Consider the following 20,094-nt stretch of genomic DNA (forward strand, 5'->3'; position numbering starts at 1 on the left):
TTTTCAGGCCTGGTTGAGCTGCGCTTTGAGTAGATCGCGGAAGGTCTGGATCAGCGGTTCGCGGCTGCGGCCCCGGCGCATGATCATCGAGAACGGCGCCTGGTAGCCGAAGGTCGCTGGCAGCAATACGCGCAGGTCGCCCTTGTCGGCCCAGGCCTGGGCGTAGTGCTCGGGCAGGTAGCCGATGTAGGCACCCGAGAGCACCAGGATCAACTGCGCCTCCATACTTTCCACCGTCGCGGCGCTGTGCTTGAAGCCGTGGCGCGCCAGTTCGGCCTGGCTCCAGTAGCCGCGCCCGACCATGCGCTGCTGGGTGATCACCTGCTCGGGGATGCGTCGTTCGCTGAACAACGGATGGCGGGTGCTGCAATACAACCAGTGCTGCTCGCGGTACAGCGGCATGTAGATCAGCCCGCTCATGCGGTTGGAGAAGGCACCGATGGCCAGGTCCAGGCGGTTGTCCTGCACGCCGAGTTGCAGTTCGTAGGGGCTCATCACCGATAAGTTCAGGTGCACCGCCGGGTGCTCCAGGCTGTAGGCGCCGATAACCTCGGCGAACGGCAAAGCCTTGTCGCTCACCGTGGAGTCGAGCACGCCGAGCTTGAGCGTCCCGCGCAGCTCGCCCTTGAGCGCGGCGGCATATTGTTCGAAGCCTTCCAGTTCGCCGAGCAGGCGCAAGGTTTCCTGGTGGAACAGCTCGCCCTTGCTGGTCAGGCTGAACCCACCCCGCCCGCGATGGCACAGCACCAGGCCCAACGCACTTTCCAACTGGCTCATGTAGGTGCTGATGGCCGAGGTGGACAGGTTGAGTTCGTGCTGGGCATTGGCGAACCCCTGGTGGCGCACGACGCTGACGAAGATGCGCAGGAGTTTCAGGTCGGGCAAGGCGCTGGCCATGGTCGGCTCCGGGTGTAGATGTGGGCAGTCTACCTGCCCGCATTAGTTTAGAAAAACCTGAACTAAGTATTTGCCCCTGCCGATTCTTCCCTTCCTGCGCTTTTCGCAGAATCGGCCCCTGATAAACACAACAACGATGAGGCAATCCCGTGGACAAGATTTTCCACCAACCACTGGGCGGCAACGAAATGCCGCGCTTCGCCGGCATCGCCACCATGATGCGCCTTCCCCACCTGCAATCGGCCAAGGGCCTGGATGCGGCCTTTATCGGCGTGCCCCTGGACATCGGCACCTCGCTGCGCGCCGGTACCCGCTTCGGGCCGCGTGAAATCCGCGCCGAGTCGGTAATGATCCGCCCCTACAACATGGCCACCGGTGCCGCGCCGTTCGACTCGCTGTCGGTGGCGGACATTGGCGACGTGGCGATCAACACCTTCAACCTGCTGGACGCCGTGCGCATCATCGAAGAGGCCTACGATGAGATTCTCGAGCACAACGTGATCCCGATGACGTTGGGCGGCGACCACACCATCACCCTGCCGATCCTGCGGGCGATCCACAAGAAACACGGCAAGGTCGGGCTGGTGCACATCGATGCCCACGCCGACGTCAACGACCATATGTTCGGCGAGAAAATCGCCCACGGCACCACCTTCCGCCGCGCCGTGGAAGAAGGCCTGCTCGATTGCGACCGCGTGGTGCAGATCGGCCTGCGCGCCCAGGGCTATACCGCCGAAGACTTCAACTGGAGCCGCAAACAGGGCTTTCGCGTAGTACAGGCCGAAGAATGCTGGCACCACTCCCTCGCGCCACTGATGGCCGAGGTGCGGGAAAAAGTCGGCGGCGGCCCGGTGTACCTGAGCTTCGACATCGACGGCATCGACCCGGCCTGGGCGCCCGGCACCGGCACCCCGGAAATCGGCGGCCTGACCACCATCCAGGCAATCGAAATCATCCGTGGCTGCCAGGGCCTCGACCTGGTCGGTTGTGATCTGGTAGAAGTTTCGCCGCCCTACGACACCACCGGCAACACCTCGCTGCTGGGCGCCAACCTGCTGTACGAGATGCTCTGCGTACTGCCTGGCGTGGCGCACCGTTGATGAGCGTGCCGCAGGTATTGAAAGCCGCCGCCGACCTGGTGTCGGCCTTTGCACGCAACGACCGCGCCGCCTACTTCGGCGCGTTCACGGCCGATGCCAGCTTTGTGTTCTACACCCTCCCCCAGCCGCTGCTCAGTCGCGATGCCTACCAGGCGTTGTGGGACAGCTGGCGCCGGGATGAAGGATTTGAGGTGCTGTCCTGCACCTCAAGTAACGCCGTGGTCAGCCTGCAGGGTGACGTGGCGATATTTATCCATGACGTGGCCACCGAGCTGCGCATGAACGGGGAGGAATTCTTTAGCCAGGAACGCGAGACCATTGTCTTCAAACGCCAAGGATCTCGCACAGAACAACAAGAAGGCCCGTGGCTGGCCTGTCACGAACATTTGTCCGCTATGCCGGAAGGGCTGCCGCCCCCTTAGCCAATGTGATCGGAGCTGATCATGAATAATAAAAACAACGATAAAAGTATTCGCACAATAGAAACCAACGGGGTCGAACAGATCCCGGACAACGAACGTACCGCCACCCCCAAGGATCTGTTCCGCCTGATCTTCGGCGGCGCCAATACCTTTGCCACCGCCGTGCTCGGTTCCTTTCCCGTGTTGTTCGGCCTGTCGTTCCAGGCCGGCGTCTGGGCGATTGTGCTGGGCGTGCTGGTGGGTGCGTTGATCCTGGCGCCGATGGGTCTGTTCGGGCCGATCAATGGCACCAACAACGCGGTGTCTTCCGGTGCGCACTTCGGCGTGCACGGGCGGATTGTCGGCTCGTTTCTGTCATTACTGACGGCAATTGCCTTCTTCTCACTGTCGGTGTGGAGTTCAGGCGATGCGCTGGTCGGCGGTGCGAAACGGCTGATCGGCCTGCCGGAAACCGACCTGACCCTGGGCCTGGCCTACGGCGTATTCGCCATGCTTGTCCTGACGGTGTGCATCTACGGCTTTCGCTTCATGCTGTGGGTCAACCGCATTGCGGTCTGGGCGGCAAGCCTGCTGTTTCTGTTGGGCATCTTCGCGTTCGCGCCGACCTTCGACAGCCACTTCGCCGGCAGCGTAGCCCTGGGCCAGACCGGCTTCTGGGCGGCCTTTATCGGCGCGGCGCTGGTGGCCATGAGCAACCCGATTTCCTTCGGGGCGTTCCTGGGTGACTGGTCACGCTATATCCCACGTGAGACGCCGAAAATGCGCATCATGCTGGCGGTAGTCCTGGCACAGATCGCCACCTTGATCCCGTTCCTGTTCGGCCTGGCCACCGCCACCATCGTGGCGGTCAAGGCGCCGGACTACATCGCGGCCAACAACTACGTCGGCGGTCTGCTGGCGGTGGCACCGACCTGGTTCTTCCTGCCGGTGTGCCTGATCGCGGTAATTGGCGGCATGTCCACCGGCACCACTTCGCTGTATGGCACCGGGCTGGACATGTCCAGCGTGTTCCCGCGCCTGCTGTCGCGGGTCAAGGCCACGCTGCTGATCGGGGTGATGTCGATTGCCTTCATCTTTATCGGACGTTTCGCCGCCAACCTGGTGCAGAGCGTATCGACCTTCGCCGTGCTGATCATCACCTGCACCACGCCATGGATGGTGATGATGATCATCGGCCTGATCGTGCGTCGCGGCTTCTACTGTCCGGATGACCTGCAGGTGTTTACCCGGGGTGAAACCGGCGGCCGCTACTGGTTCAGCCATGGCTGGAACTGGCGCGGGCTGGGGGCCTGGATTCCGAGTGCGCTGGTGGGCCTGTGCTTCGTCAACTTGCCGGGGCAGTTTGTCGGGCCGCTGGGCAACCTGGCCGATGGCATCGATATCAGCCTGCCGGTGACGCTGGGGTTGGCGTCGGTGGTGTACCTGACGTTGTTGCGTGTGTTTCCGGAGCCGGCTTCGGTGTATGGCCCCAAGGGTCCGCTTCGCAGCCCTGCGGGAGCAAGCTCCGCTCCCACAACAAGTTCGCCTGTTACCTAAAACAATAATCGGAGACCCGCCGTCATGGCTTTGGATTTATTCGTCGTACTCATCTACGCCGCCGGCATGCTCGTGCTCGGCTATTACGGCATGCGCCGCGCCAGGACCCACGAAGACTACCTGGTAGCCGGTCGCAACCTGGGCCCGTCGCTGTACATGGGCACCATGGCCGCCACTGTACTGGGCGGTGCATCCACCGTCGGTACCGTGCGCCTGGGTTATGTGCATGGCATCTCCGGCTTCTGGCTGTGTGCGGCGTTGGGCATGGGGATCATCGCGCTGAACCTGTTCCTGGCCAAGCCGCTGCTCAAGCTGAAAATCTTCACCGTCACCCAGGTACTGGAAAAACGCTACAACCCCATGGCCCGCCAGGCGAGTGCGGTGATCATGCTGGCCTACGCGCTGATGATCGGCGTGACCTCGATCCTGGCCATCGGCACCGTGCTGCAAGTGCTGTTCGGCCTGCCGTTCTGGATTTCGGTGTTGCTGGGCGGTGGTGTGGTGGTGGTCTACTCGACCATCGGCGGCATGTGGTCCCTGACCCTCACCGACATCGTGCAGTTCGTGATCAAGACCGTCGGCCTGATGTTTATCCTGCTGCCGATCTGCCTGTACCGCGTCGGCGGCTGGGATGAGCTGGTCGCCAAGCTGCCGGCATCGAGCTTCAGCTTCACCGCGATCGGCTGGGACACGATCATCACCTACTTCATGATCTACTTCTTCGGCATCCTGATCGGCCAGGACATCTGGCAGCGGGTGTTCACCGCCCGTGACGAAAAGGTCGCCAAGTACGCAGGCACTTTCGCGGGTTTCTACTGCATTCTTTACGGCCTCGCCTGTGCGCTGATCGGCATGGCGGCCCATGTGCTGATTCCGGACCTGGACAACGTCAACAACGCGTTCGCGGCCATCGTCAAAGTCTCGCTGCCGGACGGCATCCGCGGCCTGGTGATCGCGGCGGCACTGGCGGCAATGATGTCGACGGCCAGCGCCGGCTTGCTCGCCGCCTCCACCGTATTGACCGAAGACCTGCTGCCACGCCTGCGCGGCGGCAGACAATCGAGCCTGGCAATCAACCGCCTGTTCACGATGCTGACCGGGATCGTCGTGCTGGGCATCGCACTGGTGGTCAATGACGTGATCAGCGCCCTGACCCTGGCCTACAACCTGCTAGTGGGCGGCATGCTGATCCCGCTGATCGGCGCGATCTTCTGGAAGCGCGCGACCACGTCGGGGGCAATCACCTCCATGAGCCTGGGTTTTGTAACGGCGCTGGTGTTCATGTTCAAGGATGGCCTGGATGCGAACACGCCGATCTACTACAGCCTGGCAGTGGCGCTGGTGAGTTTTGTGCTGGTGAGTGTGTTGTCACGCCGGCCCGAGGCGGGGGTGGTTCGGGCGGTGTAAGCAATAAAGAGGGTTGGAGCGGTTTCTTCAGCGGGTGCGACGTCGGATGTCGCACCCGTTTTTTATCATGAGTACATTGTGGAAACTGCGGGCGCCTTTGCCTGGATGATTTCCTCGACCAAGGAGGCCCACACCAATCCCTGGGTGGTGCCCCCGGCATACGTCCCGCCGGCGGCAATGCGGTTGTAGGCGGAGCAATAAACTATCGACAGTCCATCAGGCTCCTCTCCTTCCATGGCCGTGACGACGAACTGTTCCCTGCTCAGTTCAGCAATGCGGGCCGGACTCAGATGCTGGGACAGGAACCGAACCCCAGCGCGCCGCAAAAGCGCCTCTATCTCATCCATCAAATGCGCAATGCCCAGATCGTCGCCCGATGCGTCAATCGATGGATTGTCGGCCAGAAACTTTTCAAACAGCTCAATGCCTGCACGATTGCACTCCACGGCCAGGTACTGGTTTCCAGGCATCAGATAAGCGTTGTCCAGCGGCTTTGCAGTCGTCTCCGTGGCTGAAAGGTGGCGCATGTTCACCTGCTTATGACTGGCGCCATCGCTCTGCTGATGTCCTCCGTAGACCGAGACCTGATAATTGGCCAGGCGGAACATCACGGCTTGGAGCAGGCCGTTGATGCCTCGACCGATGATCGATACGCGCGGCGCGCGGGCATCTGCCTGTTGCGCGGGGATCATCAATGAGTGGGCAAGTTTGCGCCGGACCAGGCAGCGCAAGGCGGTCAGGCTCAGTTGAATCGAGACGGCGTAGTCAAGGTCGCCGTGGCAGGCTTCAGTCATTGCCGCCTGGGTTGTCAGGGTCGCCGGCTTGCGCCACTTGGAGACACTGCAGCCGAGTGCCTGCGCGCGCACCCGAAATGCATCCAGTGTCCCAGGCCCGTAGTCCAATACAAGCTGGATAGCTTCAGCCGTTGCCAGGGCCCGTAAAGCGTCATCGCTGAAGACATCGGGCTTGGCGACGCAGACCAGGCGAGCCTGCCTGTGCAGGCACTGAATAAGGGCCCGATCAATGCGATGGGTGGACTCATCATTCAGGGATAAACAGATAGCGACGGCACGGGCCCCCTCCAGCACCTCGTGCCAGTCCACGCCAAAGGACACTCGGCTGTCGGAACAGGCTTTGCCGAGAGTGTCCGGCCTCTGAACGTGCCGATCCAATACCTTGATCCGAACCTCCGGATCTCGATCAAGCAACAACTTGACCAGCTCCCTGCCCACGTTGCCGTATCCCAGCACACAGATGTCGCGCGGCAGGGAGCCATCGGCCAGTGTCAGCCAGCGCGCCATATAGGCGGCGACATGTGGCGCGTTGACCCCCGGCGTATTGACTACGCGGATGTCGTTGGAACCGCAAAGGTCCAGTCGCACCTTATCCAGGCTCGTACCTCTGCGGATCAGATGGAGGTCGCCAAACGGATGGGATATGCGCCATTGGGCGATGACGTCTGCATCGATCGCCTGGTCCCCGACAATGATCGCCGATGGACTCAGGAGACCGATCTGAATGAGCAGATCATGCTTGGTCAATGTCGGGGGAAAGAACACCACGTTACTGGGTGCGTGAGCTTTCCAGGCTCTCGACACCGGTGCGAGATGCAGGATATTTCCGGTTATGGCGATGAGTGACGCGGCGACTGGCGGAATGGAAGAGAGCCTCATAGCTGTGTCTCCAACACTTCTGACGGACTGATGCCTCGCAGAGAGCCCTTCAATAAAGGTGGGGCGTTATTGGAGGGCCGTTGAGAAACTCAACCTACGCTCATGGTTTGAATTGAATAAGCCAGCCACTTCTGATGAACGAGTAGCCTGATTCCGACACGTGAAGGTCAGAGGCCTGACTGACCTGCATGGATTCGGACTACTTGCCTGGGTTACCGAGGGATGACAGACGGTTCCTGAAAGCAAACGCTCGCATCCGAACGATTGTTCAGATCACTGGGGCAAGTGAGTGTTATGGCGTGAGGGTTCTATCGCGCAGGCCCGGGGCAAGGGTGACTGGGGCGGCGGGAGGTAGGACTCGCGTTGGAAACGCTGTATGGACGCTGCGACGTGGGATGTCACGCCCGCGGGTTTTGCCTGGCGCAAAATAAACGGTGGGAGCGGGCTTACTCGCCCCCACCTTCAATCCTGCTTCAGCCAGAGATTATCTGCGGCGCGGACGACGCTGCTCGTCATCGGTACGAATCGGCACCGGTTGCAGGGGGGGCTCGATCAAGCCCAATGCAACGCCAAGGTCGTGGAGCCAGTTCTGGATTTTCTCTTTCATGGTTTGCCCCCTTTGAGGGAAATGCTGGTCGGCGCAAGTTCTGTCGCCTTTTCCTACATTGATAGTAGCCCTAAGTCCTACGTATTGCTTGAATGAAACCACAACGAACTGTTACTGAATTGATGCAAATCCTGACGGATCGCTCAAGCAATCGCACGTGCGTCTTGCAGGACCTCGGCCCTGCCCTCTTGCTGCAGGTCGATCCATGCGTTGAGGTTAGCGCCGAGCATACCCTTTCGCCACATCAGCCAGGTCGTCGCAGTGGCAAATTGCCCTGTCAGCGGATGAACGGACACGCTGTCCTTGCCCGGCAGGCTGTCGAGCATGGATTCGGACATCAGCGCCACACCTGAACCGGCGATGACACAGGCGAGCATGCCTTGATAAGACTCGATCTCAATCGCCCGCCCCATGGCGACGTGCTCGTGGGAAAACCAGGTTTCCAGGCGCGTGCGGTAGGCGCAACTGCGGCGAAAAGTGAACACCGAACGGCCGGCAACATCCTGCGGCCCGCGCACCGGTGGGTGGTCGGCTTCGCATATCAGCACCAGGCGTTCTTCGCACAGGGCCACACCGTCCAGGGAGGCAATCGTGATGGGCCCGTCCACAAATGCGGCGTCCAGGCGACCGGTGATCAACCCTTCGAGCAGTTCACCGCTGGGCGCCGATAGTACCTGGAGGTTCACCATCGGATACGCCTTGTGATAGCACGCCAGCAGCTTCGGCAAATGCACTGCCGCCGTGCTGTACATGCTGCCCAGCACAAAATTGCCAGCCGGTTGCCCACCTTGCACGGCGCCATGGGCTTCATCATGCAGCGCCAGCAGACGAGTGCTGTAGTCCAGCAACACCTTGCCCGCCGGAGAAAGCTGCAAGCGCTGGCGTTCGCGCACGAACAATTCCACGCCAAGCTGTTCTTCCATCTGCTTGAGCCGGGTCGACAAGTTCGACGGCACTCGATGCAGGCGCTCGGCAGCGCGGGTAATGGAGCCCTCTTCCGCCACGGCCTGGAAGATGCGCAATTGACTGAACTCCATGACTTTCTCCAAAACTGAACAAGTTACTCACTATTATTCATTTTTACAGAAAGTCAATCCACTCTAGCCTGACGGTATTCGCTTACCCGCAGGACACCCGACCATGTCACCCCTTACCCGCTTACTCGCCAGCTTTATCGCCCTGATGATGGCCATGGGCATTGGCCGCTTCGCCCTTACCCCGCAAATGCCCCACTTGCTCAGTGAAGGCCAGATCGACCTGACCGGCGCCGGACTGATCGCAGCGGCCAATTACCTGGGCTACTTCGTGGGCGCGGTGGATTCGATTTTTGCGCGCAGCCATCACCATGTGCGGGGTCGCCTGTATGGCGGGCTCTGGTTGTGCGTGTTGCTGACCCTGGCGTCGTACTGGGCCCAGGGTTTCTGGCCTCACATGCTGTTGCGCTTCGGTACCGGCGTTGCAAGTGCCTGGGCATTGGTGATGATCACCAGCCTGAGCCAGCCGCTGGCGATTGCCGCCGGGCGTGCACGCCTGGGCGCCCTGGTGTTCGCCGGGCCGGGGCTGGGGATTGTGTTGACCGGGTTGCTGGCGCTGGGCTCCAACCTGTTGGGCCAGAGCTCAGCAACCTTGTGGCTGATCTATGCGGTAGTGGCGCTGGTGATGCTGCTGGCAATCTTGCCCTTCCTGCCACAGCCGTCCGCCGTCACTGCGCCTGTTGCAAGCCACGCCGACACGGCCAGCAACGGCAGCATTACTCACCTGTGCTGGATCTACGTGTTGTTCGGCCTGGGCTACATCATTCCGGCGACCTTCCTGTCACAGATGGCCAGCGCGCAATTCAACGGCGCCTGGCAGGCTGATCTGTTCTGGCCCTGCTTTGGTTTGGCCGCGGCGATTGGGGTAGTGGTCGCAAGCCTGCGTCCCAAGGACCCGGACACCACCCGCCGCTGGCTGATGACCACGTTGTGGCTGCAGGCGGCCGGGGTATTCGCCTGCCTGCTGGGTAACGGTTGGGGCCTGGCGCTGGGGGTGTTGCTGTGCGGCGGGCCGTTCCTGGCCTGCATGCAGTTGGTGATGGCGCGCCTGCGGGACGTTGCGCCCCACGGCTATCAGCGCAACACCGGGCTGCTGACCGCCAGCTTTGCCATCGGCCAATTGAGCGGGCCGTTGCTGGCGTCGGTGAGCAGTCACCTGAGCGGAGGCCTGCAACCGGCGTTGGTGATTGCCGGTGCAGGCCTGTCAGTGGCGGGAGGGGTGTTGGTCAGCCGGCGACCAACGGTGCCGGCGCACGAACCTGCTCACGCCGCGCCAACACCAGGAAAAACAGCCCACCCAGGAAGCAGCCGGTGAACCAGGCAAAGTTAGCCATGCCCTGCAACGCCGGCGTGAAGGTGATCGCAACACCTGCCAGGGTCGCGGGCACCAGCGCCTTGACCGCCGTCCAGTTCACTCCGCCGTCGAAGTAATAGCGCCCGCTCGGGCTGTCATCGAACAGCGCGTCCACGTCGATCTTCTGCTTTTTGATCAGGTAGAAGTCCACCAGCAGAATCCCGAACAGCGGGCCGATAAAGGCCGCGAGGATATCCAGGGTGTAGTGGATCATCAGCGGGTTATTGAACAGGTTCCACGGGGTGATGAAGATCGACGCCACCGCAGCGATCATGCCGCCGGCGCGCCAGCTGATCTTGCTCGGCGCGACGTTGGCGAAGTCGAACGCCGGGGACACGAAGTTGGCGACGATGTTGATGCCGATGGTGGCAGTCACAAATGCAAAAGCGCCCAGCAGCACCGCCATGCTGTTATCAATGCGCGAGACGGTCGCGATCGGGTCATGGAGCATTTCGCCAAACACCGGCAAGGTGCCCGAGACGATCACCACGGTCACCAGGGAAAACGCCAGGAAGTTCACCGGCAGGCCCCAGAAGTTGCCGCGCCGCACGTCCTGCATGCTGCGGCAGTAACGGCTGAAATCACCGAAATTCAGGGTCGGCCCGGAAAAATACGACACCACCAGCGCCGTCGCCACGATGACCTGGCCAAACGCCTGCCAGCCCGACAGGGATTTTTCCGCGAGGGTAAAGCTGATATTCGCCCACCCTGCCTTCCACACGATCCAGCCGGCCAGGGCAAACATCACCGCATAGACCACCGGCCCCGCCCAATCGATAAAGCGGCGGATGGACTCCATGCCGGCCCAGAACACGGCCGCCTGCAACACCCATAAACTGAGGAAACCAAACCAGCCCAGGTAAGACAGGCCGGCAAAATGCGGCTCTGCAAACACCGCCATCTGTGGGAAAAAGCGCAATACCACAATGATCAGGGCACTCGACGCCAGGTAGGTCTGAATCCCGTACCAGGCCACCGCAATCAAGCCGCGAATCACGGCGGGAATGTTCGCACCGAACACGCCAAACGCCAGCCGGCAGATTACTGGATAGGGCACGGCGGCCTGCTGGCTGGGCTTGGCCACCAGGTTGGCAATCAATTGCACAATGCAAATGCCTGCCAGCAAGGCAATCAACACCTGCCAACTGGCCAGCCCCAAGGCAAACAGACTGGCGGCGAACACATAGCCGCCCACGCTGTGCACGTCACTCATCCAGAAGGCAAAGATGTTGTACCAGGTCCACTTTTGCGGCAGCGGCCCCAGGTCCTGGTTGTACAGGCGGGGGCTGTAGCCTTTGGGCAATTGTTCGGTCATCGCGGGCTCCTCGTCATACCGGCCTGCGCTTCCGTCACGGGGTGCATACGGGAGGCGGCATGGTTTGTATACGAGACAGTCAGCAGAATACGTGCCAATAGCACACAATCCCTCTGAAACCGCGTTCCAAAGGGCTACACAGAGCCTTAGTGACGGGGACTGCGCTCAGCAACGGTGCAGATTAATCCTGTACACAATCACTGGTGCACCCGATGTGCACACACGTACCCAACCGTGCAGCACGCCGCTGTGAGGAAGGCGCCCCAGGCCATGTCCATCACTGCCAACCCGCCGGACCAACCCTGCAGCGTGGCCCAATTGCTCAGGTCATAGGTGCCGTAGGCCACCAGGCCCAGCAATGCACCCAGTCGCGCCGCGCGCTGCCAACTGGCACTGGGCAAGACCACGAACACCACGCAACCGAGGACATACAAGAGATAGAACAGCGCGGCGGGCAACAGGCGAGGCTGATCGAGCATCAGCGGGCCCAGCAGGGATTTGTAGGTCGGGCCCATAAGGACGCCAAGCCAGAGGCCGTCGAGGACCAGGAAGGCAAGCAAGGTGCCGAGGTAGGCAAAGACAGACTTCTTGGACATTGATGCAGCCTCTGTAGGAGCGAGCTTGCTCGCGAAAATATTCCAGGCGCATCACGGTGTCGGATGGACCTTTTTCGCGAGCACGCTCGCTCCTACAGAAGAGCAAACCGCACTCAGCTTAGTTCAATGCGATCCGCGTGAATCACGATCTGGCCCTGCTTGTAGAGTGCACCAATGGCTTTCTTGAAGTTGCCCTTGCTCACGCCAAACAAGTTGCTGATCACCGCCGGGTCGCTCTTGTCGCTGACCGGCAAACTGCCGTTGTTTTCACGCAACTTGGCGAGGATCTTCGAGTTGAGGCTGGACGCCGCTTCCTGGCCGACCGGTTGCAGGCTCAGGCTGATGTTGCCATCGGCGCGGATCTCTTTGATAAAGCCTTTTTCTTCCTTGCCCGGGCGCAGGAACTTGAACACTTCGTTCTTGTGGATCAGGCCCCAGTGCTTGTTGTTGATGATCGCCTTGAAGCCCATGTCGGTGGCTTCGGCGACCAGCAGGTCGACTTCCTGGCCCACGACGTAGTTGGCCGGCGTCTTGTCCAGGTAGCGGTCGAGGCGTGCGGTCGCGGTAATACGCTTGGTGTGTTTGTCGAGGTAGACATGCACCACGCAGTATTCACCGGCGGTCAGCTGACGTTTCTCTTCCGAATACGGCAGCAACAGATCCTTTGGCAAGCCCCAGTCGAGGAACACGCCAATACTGTTGACTTCCACGACTTTCAAACTGGCAAATTCGCCGACTTGAACTTTCGGTTTTTCGGTAGTGGCGATAAGTTTGTCATCGCTGTCCAGATAAATGAAAACGTTAAGCCAGTCTTCATCTTCACTGGGAATATCCTTGGGGATATACCGATTAGGCAAGAGGATTTCGCCATCTTGCGCCCCATCGAGGTACAAACCAAAGTTAGTGTGTTTAACCACTTGCAAGCTGTTGTAGCGCCCGACTAAAGCCATTTCCAATACCCTCATTGCGTGGGCGGCATTCTACCCGAGTTGCCCTCGCCGCGCGCGCGCGCCTGAAAAATCGCGGGTTTGCCTGGCGTTCCAGTGGCACCGCCCCGCTCGTCCGATCATTCGGCTGAATTTTGCCACGCCACCGGTGCCGGCTCAGCCCGTGGTTTCGAGTTAAAACAGTAAGTTAGGGGTTTATTTCAAAGATGAACTTTGGCTGTTTTCCGCCGCCGCGCTTATTCCCGGGGGATATTTACCAAGCAATTGTCAAGTATTTCCTGTACGATGCCTGGCCAAGTTAATTTTCTACAGGTTAGTGGCCGCCATGCGCGTAAAAGCATCCAACAGCAAAGCAAAGCCAGCTCCCGCCGTTGAAACCAGCGAATCGATCAACAGCCAGATTGCTGCTTTCCTCAAGTCCGGTGGCGAAATCCAGCAAATTGCCAAGGGCGTGAGCGGCCAGACTTTCGGCCCGTCCAAGCAGATCAGCCTGGGTAAAAAGTAATACCGCGCAGCACATCTGGTCCCTAAGCGTCTTGCCTTCAAGGCGCTAGGACTAGAGCCCGAAATACCCTCTCGCGTCACCTTCAGAACGTGCAAATCGACGAACGGGCCTCACCTCCTGGCATTCGCCGGTATGCTTGCACACGTCTAGCACGGGCATCTGCCCTATTTTTCCGTTACTGCTCCTCGCTTTTCATGGAGTGAAGCATGCTTAAACGCTGCATTTTCGTGGCCAGTATCCTGGCGGCCAGCCCTCTCGCCGAAGCGCAGATTTTCCAGCGTGAACTGGGCGACTTCGACCTGAAATTGGGCACCACCCCCAGCCGTAGCATGGCCCAGGGCCTGGTCAAGCCGACCTCGCCGGGCAGTGACTCGTTCCATGGCGGGCTGGACCTGAGCCATGACAGCGGCCTTTACTTCGGCCAGTTTTCGCCGAACATGGGCCTGTCCTCGGCCAGCACCCTCGAAGTCGACTCCTACATGGGGTTCAAACACCCCTTCGACCAGACCCTGGGCTACGAAGTCGGCCTGATCCACTACAGCTACCCCAAGCTCAGCCCCCTCGACAGCCAGGAGTTCTACGGCGGTCTGAATCTACTCGGCAATCGTTTCGGCGCTTCCTTCAGCAACGACCCGGACCGCCAGGACAGCACGCTGTTCGCCGACCTCGGCGGTACCCAGCCCTTCGGCATCGGCGTCAGCATGAAATACACCACCCATCAGCTGGGCACGCCGGCTTCGGTAGAGGGCGGCACCATCAGCAGCTTCAGCGACTGGTCGGTACAGTTCTCCCGCGCCTGGAAAGGCATCGACCTGGACCTGATCTACAGCGACTCCAGCCTCAGCGGTGGCGATTGTTCGGCCTACTCCGGACACAATTCGCAATGCGATGGCCTGTTGACCCTGAAGGCGGTGCGGTCGTTTTATTGATGGGCTGAACTGTCGCGTGCGCCGCGGGTTCACATGCATTGACTCCCCTCTGCGCAAGGACACGCCCATGCTGCGTCGGCTCAAACTGCTGGTGGTATTCCTGACCCTGAGCCTGGTGCTCGCCGGCTGCAACCGCGTGGGCCTGGCCTACCGCAACCTGGACGTGATCATCCCCTGGACCCTCAACGACTACCTGGACATGAACGCCGGGCAGAAGAGCTGGTTCAACGACAAGCTCAAGGACCACCTGGCCTGGCACTGCACCACCCAATTGCCGGGTTACCTCGACTGGCTCGACCGCCTGCAAGCAATGGTCGAGAGCAACCAGGTCACCGATGCAGCGCTGCAAACCCGCACGGTTGAGGCCAAGCAGGCGATTGCCGAGGTGGCGCGGGAAATCACCCCGTCGGCGATTGAATTGTTACAAGGGCTGGATGACCAGCAGGTCAACGACATGAACGATGCCCTGGCCAAGGACCTGCGCAAACGCCAGGACGAATACCTCAAGCCGCCGCTGGCCAAGCAGATCCAGGACCGCGCCGAGCGTATGAGCAAGCGTCTGGATGCGTGGATGGGGCCACTGAGCGATAGCCAGAAGAACCGGGTAATGGCCTGGTCCATCAGCCTGGGCGAGCAGAACGAGCAGTGGATCGGCAACCGTGCCCACTGGCAGGCACAATTCATCGACGCCGTGCAGCAACGCCACAGCGCCGATTTCCCGCAGAAAATCCAGCAACTGCTGGTGGACCGCGAAAGCCTGTGGACACCGGAGTATCGCGCGGCATATGCCCAGACCGAAGCCGCTGCACGCAGCTTGATCGTCGACGTCATGGCCGACAGCAGCGTGCCGCAACGGCTGAAACTCACCCAGAAAATCGACAAGGTCCGCAGTGACTTCCAGGCGCTCAAATGCCTGAAAAGCGCGCAGTCCTAATTGGGCGCCAGGGTGCCTAACCAGGCCACCAGCGCGAGGATCAGCGCCCCGGCCCCCATCTCCAGCACCATGCTGCGCCGTAGCGCAGCCATGGCAGCGACATAATCACCGGCCGCCACGGACCGTTGCAGAAGCGGCGTCAGGTGGAAACGATTGAGCGCCGCCAGCCCCAGCATCAGGCCAAACAGTCCCAGTTTCAGGCACAACAGGATCGCGTAGACACCGCCGGTAAGGCCGTCCAGATTCAGCCCGACCACCAACAGATAGTTGGCCACCCCGGTGCCGATCAGCACCGCGACAAATCCCGCTCCCACATGCTCGAACCCCTTCAGCGCCCTTGCCAGCACCCGAACGTGATAAGCATCGTGCAAAGACGTGCGCCTCGACAACAACCCGAACGCCGCCAACGCCCCGACCCAGCCACCCGCTGCCAACAGATGCGCGCCGTCGCTGAGGATGTGCCACACACCCAGCGTGCCTTCATGCATCACGCCGTGCCCGGTCCACGCCAGCGTCACCAACGCGGCGGCGCCCGACAACGCGGTCAGTGGCAGGCTAGGGCCAAGCGCAGCCACCACCAGCGCCCCCATCCGTAGCCACCACGTCACGCCCAGGTCGGTCTGCCAGAGCATCATGTGCAGATGCGGCCACAGCGTCTGCCAATCCGTTGCGCCACTCATGGCCTGGGTCAGCGCCAACAGCGACGCTATCGACAGCACTATTCCGACGCCAGCCGTCAGCCGCAGCAGGCCCCTCAAATTCAGCAGCACGCGCTCCGGCGCCTTGAGTCCGTAAAGACCAAAGAGCCCCAGGCCAAACAACAGCATCAGGTCAAGATAGAGCGCAAAGCGCAGTGTGACTTGGGTCAGTTCGCTCATGGCTGGACGCTGAACACCACGTTACCGGTAATCGGGTGCGTGTCGGATGACACCGCGCGCCAATCGACCCGGTAGGTGCCGGTGGCCAGTGCAGAAGCCGGCTTGATCAGCATCACCCTGGGGTCGGTGCTCGCCGCGACACTGGCCTTGATGGGCATCGGCGAATTGGGCATGCCGGGCATATCGGTCATGGTCAGCCTGGCTCCGGAAAACTGCGTCAGCAGGTTCTCCGAAAAGCGCAGTTCAATGACGGCCGGCGCGGCACCTTGGGCCCCGGCTGGAGGGAGGGAGGACAACAGTTTCGGATGGGCCGAGGCCGGCAGGCTGATCATCAATCCGACCCACAGCGCCCCCCCCGTTAACGCGGTTTTCAACATCGACATGCAAGGCTCCAGGCCGCTCAAGGCGGCGAGTTATAGGAATAAGAAACCGGTTAAAACCAAAGGCGCACACCGACCACCCAGCGCAGTTGGCTGATGTCCTCGTCTTCGTCGCGAGCGTATTGCGCCGTCCGCCCATAGCTGCGGTTCCAACTCACACCCACGTAAGGCGCCAACTCCCGGCGCACCTCGTAGCGCAAGCGCAGGCCCAGCTCGCTTTCCGACAGGCCTGCGCCCACCCGGCGCTGCGGATCGTTCTGCGCATAAAAATTGAGTTCGGCCGTCGGCTGAAGGATCAGGCGATTGCTCAGCAGGATGTCGTAGTCACCTTCCAGGCGTGCCGCGGTGTGGCCCGACTCGCCCACAAACAGCGTCGCCTCGGCCTCGAAGTTGTAGAGCGCCATGCCCTGCAGGCCGAACGCCGCCCAGGTCTGGCTGTCCCCGGGCTTGAAGTCCTGGCGCACGCCGCCAACCAGGTCCCACCAAGGGCTGATGGCGTGCCCCCACAACACCTGGGCTTCGGCGTTGTCAGTGCGACCGGCGCTGCGCTCGCCTTCGCTGCGCAGCCACAGACGGTCGATGTCACCACCGACCCAACCCTTGATGTCCCAGTTCAGCGCACCACCGCCACCGCCGCCTTGCCATTCCAGCTGGTTGACCAGCAGCATTGAGTTGATGCCGCTGTCATGCACCACATGCCCGCCCGGCGCGTTATACACGGCGGCGCGATCAGCGTCGGTGAGCAGCGGGATCGGCGTACGGCTTTCGCTCAGCGCCGGAACCGCCGGGCTCATGCCTTGAAACTCCTCGGCCTGCGCCAGCGAGCCGAATGCCCACCCGGCCAGCGCGATACACACCGATAAAACTCGACGATTCATGCTCGCGTCCTCATTCATGCACGCGCACTTCACGGAACATGCCCATTTCCATGTGGTACAGCAGGTGGCAGTGATAGGCCCAACGGCCCAGGGCATCGGCGGTCACCCGGTAACTGCGGCGCGAGCCCGGCGGCATGTCGATGGTGTGTTTGCGGACCTGGAACTGGCCGTTTTCATCCTCCAAGTCGCTCCACAGGCCGTGCAGGTGAATCGGGTGGCTCATCATCGTGTCGTTGACCAGCACCAGCCGGACGCGCTCGCCATAGGTCAGTTGCAAGGGCTCGGCATCGGAGAACTTCACGCCATTGAATGACCAGGCGAACTTCTCCATATGCCCGGTGAGGTGCAATTCAAGGGTGCGCGCGGGGTCGCGGCCATCGGGGTCCTCAAAGGTGCTGTGCAGGTCGGCGTAGGTCAGCACTCGCCGACCGTTGTTGCGCAGGCCGATACCGGGATCGTCGAGCTTGGGCACCGGGCTCATCGCCTGCATGTCCACCAAAGGGTTGTTCTGCTCGCTGGCCGGGTGGCTCTGCATCGACATCGCGCCCATCCCACTGTGATCCATGCCCGCCATATCCGGCATGTCCGCCATGGCGCCGTGATCCATCCCACCCATGCCCATGTCGTCCATGGTGAGCCAGGGGCGCGGCTCAAGTGCCGGTACGGGGGCCGTCGCCCCCGCCTGGCGGGCAAGCGTGCCACGGGCATAACCCGTGCGGTCCATGGACTGGGCAAACAGCGTGTAGGCCGCTGCCGTGGGCTCCACCAGCACATCGAAGGTTTCGGCGACCGCAATGCGGAACTCATCGACGCTGACCGGCTTGACCGGCTGGCCATCGGCGGCGATGACGGTCATCTTGAGCCCCGGGATGCGCACATCGAAATAGGTCATCGCCGAACCGTTGATAAAGCGCAGGCGTATTTTCTCCCCGGCTTCAAACACCCCGGTCCAGTTGAGGCCGGGGGGCTGGCCGTTGAGCAGGTAGGTGTAGGTCTGGCCGCTGACGTCCGCGAGGTCGGTAGGGTTCATCTTCATCTGCGCCCACATCAGCCGGTCGCTGACGGTGGCCGACCAGCCCTGCTTGCCCACATCCCGTGCGAAATCGCCCACGGTGGGCTTATGCAGGTTGTAGTAATCGGACTGCTTCTTGAGGGTCTTCATCAGGGCGACGGGGTCTTCGTCGGTCCAGTCCGAGAGCATCACCACGTAGTCGCGCTGGCAGGTGAAGGGCTCGGGCTCCAACGGCTCGATGACCAGCGGGCCGTACACCCCCTGCTGCTCCTGGAACCCGGAGTGGCTGTGGTACCAGTAAGTGCCGTGCTGTCTGACCTTGAACTGATAGACAAACACGCCACCCGCCTCGATACCCTTGAAACTCAGGCCGGGCACGCCGTCCATGGTCGACGGCAACAAGATGCCGTGCCAGTGGATCGACGTCGGCTCGCTGAGGCGGTTGTGCACGCGCAGGGTCACGGTGTCGCCCTCACGCCAGCGCAGCAACGGGCCGGGCAGGCTGCCATTGATGGTCAACGCGGTGCGCTGTTGACCCGTGAGATTGACCGGCGTCTGCTCGATAAACAGAGCGAATTCGCTGCCCGCCAGCACCGTGGGCTCGCCCGCACTTGTCAGCGCCCATACCGGCGTGCGCCATAGCCCGAGCCCGCCCAGCAGGCCGCCGGCGGCCAGGCCTTTGACGAAGGTTCGTCTGGAGGTAGTAGAGTGCATGCCGATTCAAGTCCGTCAGTTGAATGGCAGCAGATTAGGGGTCGCCGGCTGTCAGCAACCTTAGCGGCAGATTACCGATCCGACAGTTTCGGCGTGCCCGGCACCGCCTGGGTGCCGGGGCATGGAGGGGTCAGGCAATCTGTGCCTTGGACGCCACCTCAGCGAAGGTCGCCGGATCCAACGCATCGGCCTGCTCATCCAGCACCTGGCGCGGGTGATCGTTGCCCGGGATGGAGCTGTCGATCAGCGCCAACAGCTGCGCGCCCAGGGCGGTCAGAATGAAATTCTCTCCGTTACCGCCTTCTTCCTCAGGCCGCGACTCGATAAACCCACGCTTGAACAACAGCGCTTCATAGTCCGCGGCGGTCTTTTTAAGCGCATCCAGGTTACCGGTGGACTCGCCCGCAGTGGCCTTCTCGGCCGCTTCCTGCTCGGCGTATTTGCGTGGGGCAAAGCTGCCCTCGCCGTTCTGCACTTCATGCAGCAGACGTTCGATCAGATCCCAGTTGTAAGTCGTCATCCTGATTCCTCCTGCAGGCCTAAGGAAAGTAGCCCGTCTGTAGGAGTGACCCTGTGGGTCTGTGGCCGTTCATACCAACCGACGGGCGTCATTTCTCTGAACTTTCCAGACGTTCGCCCCCTCAACTGAGCATCACCGCCAAGGAGGTCCGACCATGAAAACCCTGATGAACCTGGCCATCGCCGCCACGTTGCTCACCGCCCTGCCTGCCTGGGCCTGCACTCCGGAGGAGGCCACGGCCAAGCGCGAGCAACTGGCCCAGGAAGTGGCCAAACTCACCGAGCAGAACCCGACCAAGGCCAAGGAGATGAACGACGAGCTGCAGAAGATGGACCTGGATACTGAAAGCGCGGAGTTCCCCGACAAGTGCCAGTTGATCGACGCCCGGCTCAAGGAATTGAAAGAAGCGGCGGCCAAGGCGAACAACTGAGGTTAAAAAAAACCGGACAACGTCCG

Annotated in this window: 21 protein-coding genes; 9 read left to right on the forward strand and 12 right to left on the reverse strand. The window is 61.4% G+C overall.

Features of this window, described 5'->3' with window-relative positions:
• Window positions 1-3: 3 nt before the first annotated feature.
• Window positions 4-897 (reverse strand): LysR family transcriptional regulator, encoded by an 894-nt coding sequence (locus J1N02_RS05290; RefSeq protein ID WP_065924693.1) that lies wholly within the window; start codon window positions 895-897, stop codon window positions 4-6.
• 149 nt (window positions 898-1,046) lie between these two features.
• On the opposite strand from J1N02_RS05290, the gene speB reads away from it, so the two are divergent.
• The 4 genes from speB to J1N02_RS05310 are packed head-to-tail and all read left to right on the forward strand — an operon-like array spanning window position 1,047 to window position 5,362.
• Window positions 1,047-1,997 carry an agmatinase gene (gene speB / locus J1N02_RS05295; protein ID WP_027603787.1) on the forward strand — a complete coding sequence of 317 codons (951 nt, stop codon included), beginning with the start codon at window positions 1,047-1,049 and terminating at the stop codon, window positions 1,995-1,997.
• Window positions 1,997-2,419, forward strand: a complete 423-nt coding sequence (locus J1N02_RS05300) for a YybH family protein (RefSeq protein WP_092355269.1) — start codon at window positions 1,997-1,999, stop codon at window positions 2,417-2,419. Before speB ends, J1N02_RS05300 begins: the two co-directional genes overlap by 1 nt.
• Window positions 2,420-2,440: 21 nt before the next feature.
• A complete protein-coding gene (locus J1N02_RS05305; protein ID WP_027603785.1) occupies window positions 2,441-3,955 on the forward strand; it encodes a purine-cytosine permease family protein in 1,515 nt (504 codons plus the stop codon).
• 24 nt (window positions 3,956-3,979) lie between these two features.
• Window positions 3,980-5,362 carry a sodium:solute symporter gene (locus J1N02_RS05310; RefSeq protein ID WP_098478939.1) on the forward strand — a complete coding sequence of 461 codons (1,383 nt, stop codon included), beginning with the start codon at window positions 3,980-3,982 and terminating at the stop codon, window positions 5,360-5,362.
• A gap of 65 nt (window positions 5,363-5,427) precedes the next feature.
• Here the strand turns inward: J1N02_RS05310 and J1N02_RS05315 are convergent, their stop codons facing one another.
• The 3 genes from J1N02_RS05315 to ptrR all read right to left on the reverse strand — a co-directional run bounded on the left by J1N02_RS05315 (window position 5,428) and on the right by ptrR (window position 8,679).
• Window positions 5,428-7,035 carry an NAD(P)-dependent oxidoreductase gene (locus J1N02_RS05315; protein WP_098478938.1) on the reverse strand — a complete coding sequence of 536 codons (1,608 nt, stop codon included), beginning with the start codon at window positions 7,033-7,035 and terminating at the stop codon, window positions 5,428-5,430.
• A 484-nt stretch (window positions 7,036-7,519) separates the two neighbouring features.
• Window positions 7,520-7,642 (reverse strand): PA1414 family protein, encoded by a 123-nt coding sequence (locus J1N02_RS05320; protein WP_003193089.1) that lies wholly within the window; start codon window positions 7,640-7,642, stop codon window positions 7,520-7,522.
• 143 nt (window positions 7,643-7,785) lie between these two features.
• The gene (gene ptrR, locus J1N02_RS05325; protein WP_065924698.1) at window positions 7,786-8,679 is read right to left on the reverse strand and encodes a putrescine utilization regulator PtrR; all 894 of its coding nucleotides are present in this window, start codon (window positions 8,677-8,679) and stop codon (window positions 7,786-7,788) included.
• A 103-nt stretch (window positions 8,680-8,782) separates the two neighbouring features.
• Here ptrR and J1N02_RS05330 point away from each other — a divergent pair, with 103 nt between their 5' ends.
• Window positions 8,783-9,991 (forward strand): MFS transporter, encoded by a 1,209-nt coding sequence (locus tag J1N02_RS05330; RefSeq protein WP_027603781.1) that lies wholly within the window; start codon window positions 8,783-8,785, stop codon window positions 9,989-9,991.
• Here J1N02_RS05330 and J1N02_RS05335 read toward each other — a convergent pair.
• From J1N02_RS05335 to J1N02_RS05345, 3 genes are all read right to left on the reverse strand, one after another.
• Entirely contained in the window at window positions 9,903-11,345 is a 1,443-nt protein-coding gene (locus J1N02_RS05335) for an NCS1 family nucleobase:cation symporter-1 (protein WP_027603780.1), read from the reverse strand. The two genes, J1N02_RS05330 and J1N02_RS05335, sit on opposite strands and share 89 nt — an antisense overlap.
• A gap of 197 nt (window positions 11,346-11,542) precedes the next feature.
• On the reverse strand, window positions 11,543-11,941 hold the full coding sequence (locus J1N02_RS05340) for a DUF2177 family protein (RefSeq protein WP_098478937.1): 399 nt from the start codon (window positions 11,939-11,941) through the stop codon (window positions 11,543-11,545).
• 113 nt (window positions 11,942-12,054) lie between these two features.
• Window positions 12,055-12,891 (reverse strand): CvfB family protein, encoded by an 837-nt coding sequence (locus tag J1N02_RS05345; RefSeq protein WP_027603778.1) that lies wholly within the window; start codon window positions 12,889-12,891, stop codon window positions 12,055-12,057.
• Between the two features lie 322 nt (window positions 12,892-13,213).
• Between J1N02_RS05345 and J1N02_RS05350 the strand changes: the two genes are divergently transcribed.
• The 3 genes from J1N02_RS05350 (at window position 13,214) to J1N02_RS05360 (ending at window position 15,256) form a co-directional block, all read left to right on the forward strand.
• Window positions 13,214-13,393 (forward strand): hypothetical protein, encoded by a 180-nt coding sequence (locus J1N02_RS05350; RefSeq protein WP_003193095.1) that lies wholly within the window; start codon window positions 13,214-13,216, stop codon window positions 13,391-13,393.
• Between the two features lie 206 nt (window positions 13,394-13,599).
• Complete coding sequence (locus J1N02_RS05355) at window positions 13,600-14,322, forward strand: TorF family putative porin (protein ID WP_027603777.1); 723 nt, start codon at window positions 13,600-13,602, stop codon at window positions 14,320-14,322.
• A 67-nt stretch (window positions 14,323-14,389) separates the two neighbouring features.
• Window positions 14,390-15,256: a DUF6279 family lipoprotein gene (locus J1N02_RS05360; protein WP_027603776.1), complete on the forward strand. Its 867-nt coding sequence runs from the start codon at window positions 14,390-14,392 to the stop codon at window positions 15,254-15,256.
• Here the strand turns inward: J1N02_RS05360 and copD are convergent.
• From copD to J1N02_RS05385, 5 genes are all read right to left on the reverse strand, one after another.
• Window positions 15,253-16,134, reverse strand: coding sequence for a copper homeostasis membrane protein CopD (copD, locus tag J1N02_RS05365; protein WP_421147208.1), 882 nt, complete (start codon window positions 16,132-16,134; stop codon window positions 15,253-15,255). The genes J1N02_RS05360 and copD overlap by 4 nt on opposite strands.
• On the reverse strand, window positions 16,131-16,517 hold the full coding sequence (gene copC / locus J1N02_RS05370) for a copper homeostasis periplasmic binding protein CopC (protein ID WP_027603774.1): 387 nt from the start codon (window positions 16,515-16,517) through the stop codon (window positions 16,131-16,133). Before copC ends, copD begins: the two co-directional genes overlap by 4 nt.
• A gap of 50 nt (window positions 16,518-16,567) precedes the next feature.
• Window positions 16,568-17,392, reverse strand: a complete 825-nt coding sequence (locus J1N02_RS05375) for a copper resistance protein B (protein ID WP_421147209.1) — start codon at window positions 17,390-17,392, stop codon at window positions 16,568-16,570.
• A 10-nt stretch (window positions 17,393-17,402) separates the two neighbouring features.
• A complete protein-coding gene (locus tag J1N02_RS05380; protein WP_098478933.1) occupies window positions 17,403-19,118 on the reverse strand; it encodes a copper resistance system multicopper oxidase in 1,716 nt (571 codons plus the stop codon).
• Between the two features lie 130 nt (window positions 19,119-19,248).
• A complete protein-coding gene (locus J1N02_RS05385) occupies window positions 19,249-19,638 on the reverse strand; it encodes a hypothetical protein (RefSeq protein WP_017134854.1) in 390 nt (129 codons plus the stop codon).
• 154 nt (window positions 19,639-19,792) lie between these two features.
• Here J1N02_RS05385 and J1N02_RS05390 point away from each other — a divergent pair, with 154 nt between their 5' ends.
• Window positions 19,793-20,068, forward strand: a complete 276-nt coding sequence (locus J1N02_RS05390; protein WP_027603771.1) for a hypothetical protein — start codon at window positions 19,793-19,795, stop codon at window positions 20,066-20,068.
• The last annotated feature ends 26 nt before the right edge of the window (window positions 20,069-20,094 follow it).

Source organism: Pseudomonas sp. NFX5 (genome assembly GCF_049132125.1).
Classification (GTDB): Bacteria; Pseudomonadota; Gammaproteobacteria; order Pseudomonadales; family Pseudomonadaceae; genus Aquipseudomonas; species Aquipseudomonas marginalis.